Here is a 4070-nt window from a genome sequence, read left to right on the forward strand (position 1 = left end):
TGGATGAATTTTGCTCTCCACGCAGCAGACTCGAAATAACATTGTTCTGCCATACGGTAATAGCCTGGTCAGTAGCGCACGCACTAACGTTACCGTAACTCGCATCATTCTCGAGTGGCATATATGAATAAAGGGAATAAAGGAACTGCAGTGCCGTATTATAGTTTTGAAAGGCCGTGTTAATGGTTGCGGTAGCCGGCGGCACTATATCCAGGTATTTCTTACAGGAGATAAATCCGGTGATGAATACACAGCCTATCAGTAATAATTTATGTTTGAAGAAATTCATAATGATCTTTTTTCAGTGATGGAATTGTAAACGGATTATAGTTTGAATTGCGCGCCTATATTTAAATTGGTCTCAGGCGGATAACCCAGTCCATTACCACCACCTTGTTCCGGATCCCACAATTTGAATTTAGAAAAGGTCAACAGGTTAACACCCCTCACGTATACCCTTACAAATTTTGCTGCGTTATAACCTAATTCCGCCTGTTTCAGGCGCAGAAACGAAAAGTCACGCAACCACCACGATGAATTCTGTTCATTGTTTGGCGCCGTTTCCAACGCTGTTAACCTTGGATAAAAAGCATTTATATTCTGATTATCTGTAGACCAATGATCGTTGGCGATAGCAGCCAGGACATTGTTTTGCGACCGTCCAAATGGCCGGAACCCACCTATAAAACCTGATACACGTGATGTTCCCTGGAAGAAGACACCCAGGTCGAATTTTTTATACGTCACCGTAAATCCACCTCCATAAACTATTTCAGGCACCGTCGGATAGCCCATGGCTACTTTGTCATTGTTGTTAATACTTCCATCTGCCATCACATCCTTATACTTAATATCGCCGGCGTGTGACATAGTAAACACCGGACTATTGGCTACTTCATGTTCATCAATGAACAATCTTTCTGCTACGAGTCCCCAGTTGCTATTCAGCGAACGACCTATTTGCGATAAATTGCCTAAGCCCAGTAATGCATAATTAGGTTCATCATAATACAATACGGTATTATGTGCATAAGTGAAAGTACCTCGCATGGAAATACTCAGATCATTACTAATGGTATGACTGTATTGCAAAGTAGCATCAATCCCCCTGTTCAACACCTTTCCGATATTAGAATAAGGCAGTGCACTGAGTACACCGGCAGTTGCCGGTATCGTTCCCCGCTGCTGGTAAATGTTACTCCTTATTTCTCTGAACCAATCTATATTCAATGTTAACTCATTCAGTATACCCAGATCCAACCCGATGTTCATTTTCTTACTGATTTCCCACTGGATATTATTATTAGGATACCTGGTAATCTGTATGCCACTTTTGTAATTATCGAAATTAAATCCGGTAGTAAAACCATTGTTGGAGCTGTTCATATTTACCACGCTGAGATACGGGAAACGATTACTGCCAATCTGGTCATTACCCGCCAGACCGTAGGAAGCACGCAGTTTCAACAGATTAATTTTCTTCGCCCAGATAGTTCCTTTGAAAAAATTTTCATTGGAGATTACATAGGATATCCCTCCAGCCGGGAAAAAACCATATCGGTGACCTTCCGCAAAATTCTCGGAACCAGTGTATCCAAGGTTCGCTTCCACATAATAGCGGCTATCATATCCATAGGCAAATCTACCAGCATATCCCTGTTTCCGGGAAGGCAAAGTACTGATAATGTCATCACCTGGATTATTGGTATTATACTCACTCCGTAAAAAAACCAACATACCGGATACATCATGCTTCGTTCCAAAAAAATGGCTATAATTTAAGGTACCCTGGAGGTACAGTGTTCTGTCGCCGGCATTGCTACCTGATTGACCAAGGGCAGAAGACCCACCGGCCGCACTGATCCAGTTTAAATTATAGGTATTATCCTGGTAATTCTTTAGCGTATAATAGTAAGGGGTATAACTACGGGTAATAGCACTACTGGAAAAATTCTTAAACGATACAAGTCCATTAAAGCTAAGGCCGGGCGTAATGGCGTCCAGTTTCTGTGATGCACGCAAAGTCGTGAGCAGTGTAGAGGCAGCATACTGATTATAGCCTTTCACCATGTCTGCATATGGATTATCGCGGGTATTAGCGATATTGAATCCATCTGTTTTATTACCAAAAAATATGTGATCAATACCTGCAGAATCCCGGGGGGTGGGATAATATGCCGGAAAATCGACTCCATTGGCCCCCATTACAGCGGAAAACAAGGATGGTACTGAACTTGCAGGACCTGTATTCTGATAAAAATCTGCGTTAATATTCAGCTCCAGCTCCGTGGTTTTAGTCACATTCACATTTACATTATTCACGAAATTATAGCGGTTGTTATTAATATTATTCTTAAAGCCGCTCACCAGGCTATTCCTTAGAATACCTTCATCCTTATAGTAGGCAAGTCCCATGTAATAGCGTGCCACCTTATTACCTCCCTGTACATTGAGGTTAGCATGCTGATTGAGTGCATAATCCTTAAACAACATCTTATACCAGTCAAAATTGGGATAGGCATAGGGATCGCCCCCTTTGATGGTACCATTGATTTTATCCTGTGAATAACGGTCAGCACTATACGGATTATCATTCTTCAGTGCTTCATTGTACAAATTCATATACGACACCCCGTCTGTAAATTTCACCACTTTGGTAGGCGATGAAATATTGTTTTCCACCAATGCAGTGATCTTTGGATGATCTAATGCCCTGCCATGTTTGGTTTCTATCAGTATGACACCATTTGCACCTCTTGCACCATATAATGCGGTAGAAGAAGCATCTTTGAGTATGGAGAAACTTTCAATATTAGAAGGATCAATACTATTAAGATCGTCTGAAGAAATTTCTATTCCATTTAAGAAGATCAGCGCGCCGGTACCGCCATAGGTAGATACTCCCCTGATCCAGAACTGGGCTCCGCTACCAGGTTGCCCGGAAGGTTGACGGGCAATTACACCTGCCAGTTTACCCGCAAAGGAAGAGGAGAGTGTACTGGAAGGTGTTTTAAGTTCCTCTGGCGAAATGCTGGTAATGGCGCCTACCACACTGATTTTTTTCTGCCGGGTGTTAAACCCCGTTATTACTACCGAATCTATATTGGCGATAGTAGGTTCCATCAATATATCCAAATGATCCTTTCCGGCTACCGCCACTTCCTTTGGCTTATATCCCAGGTAAAACAGCTGCAGCACTGCGTGCGTATCCTTTACCGTGATCCTGAACACCCCTTCTTTGTCCGAGTAGGTACCATTGGTAGTTCCTTTTTCCTTGATACTCACCCCTACCATGGGGCCGCCTTTTTCATTAATTATTGTGCCCCGTATCATGACAGATACGGCCTGCATACTGCTGCTCTCCTTACGTTGGCTTTTGATGACAATCGTATTATGTGTAATCTCATAAGTAAGTGTCAATCCTTTGAAACAGTAGTTAAACACGTCAGTTAATGAAGCATCTTTCATCTGAATATCAATTCCCCGAATATTTTTTACCAGATCCGGATTATAAATCAACTGATAACCAGTTTGATTACGGACAGCCTGGAACACCTGTTCCAGGGAAAGATTTTTACCTGAGATGGTAATACTTTGTGAATAGGTATTTGCGCTAACCTGGATAGCAAAAAAAAGTAAAAGAGCGGCTATACTAAACCGGATTCTGGTTGACAATGGGGGTTGCGGCCCCCTTTTATAAATAGCAATATCATTGCTATGTACAAGTGGATTCATAACTTTGTACCGTTTAAAGATTACAATAACGCGTTGCGAAGATTTCTAAAATGGACACATAGCCAGGCACTGCAGTACCTGGTGTTCAACATAACATGATAGTTTACTAATTCATTGTTCTATTTCATTATACACTTATTATTTTGAGACGCTTGAAATGCGGACCTGTCGACCTGTGACGGTAAAATGCAGTCGTCCTTCCGCCTCCAGGACATCAAAGAATTCTCTTACATTTTCTTTGCGAAGAAAATCACCTGAAAACCGGATACCGGACATATCGCCCTCGTATTGTACATCTATATTGTACCACCGGGATATCTGACGCATAATGGCGG

Annotated in this window: 2 protein-coding genes and 1 pseudogene; all 3 read right to left on the minus strand. The window is 42.0% G+C overall.

Annotation, left to right across the window (positions count from 1 at the left end; translation table 11 throughout):
- Positions 1-289, minus strand: a pseudogene (locus tag VIP81_RS19555) (hypothetical protein); the annotation flags it as partial.
- Between the two features lie 35 nt (positions 290-324).
- Complete coding sequence (locus VIP81_RS19560) at positions 325-3735, minus strand: TonB-dependent receptor (RefSeq protein WP_331964971.1); 3411 nt, start codon at positions 3733-3735, stop codon at positions 325-327.
- 138 nt (positions 3736-3873) lie between these two features.
- On the minus strand, positions 3874-4070 hold a 197-nt coding region (locus VIP81_RS19565), incomplete at its 5' end, for a DUF4974 domain-containing protein (protein WP_331964974.1).

This window comes from Chitinophaga sp., from assembly GCF_036566945.1.
Taxonomy (GTDB): domain Bacteria; phylum Bacteroidota; class Bacteroidia; order Chitinophagales; family Chitinophagaceae; genus Chitinophaga.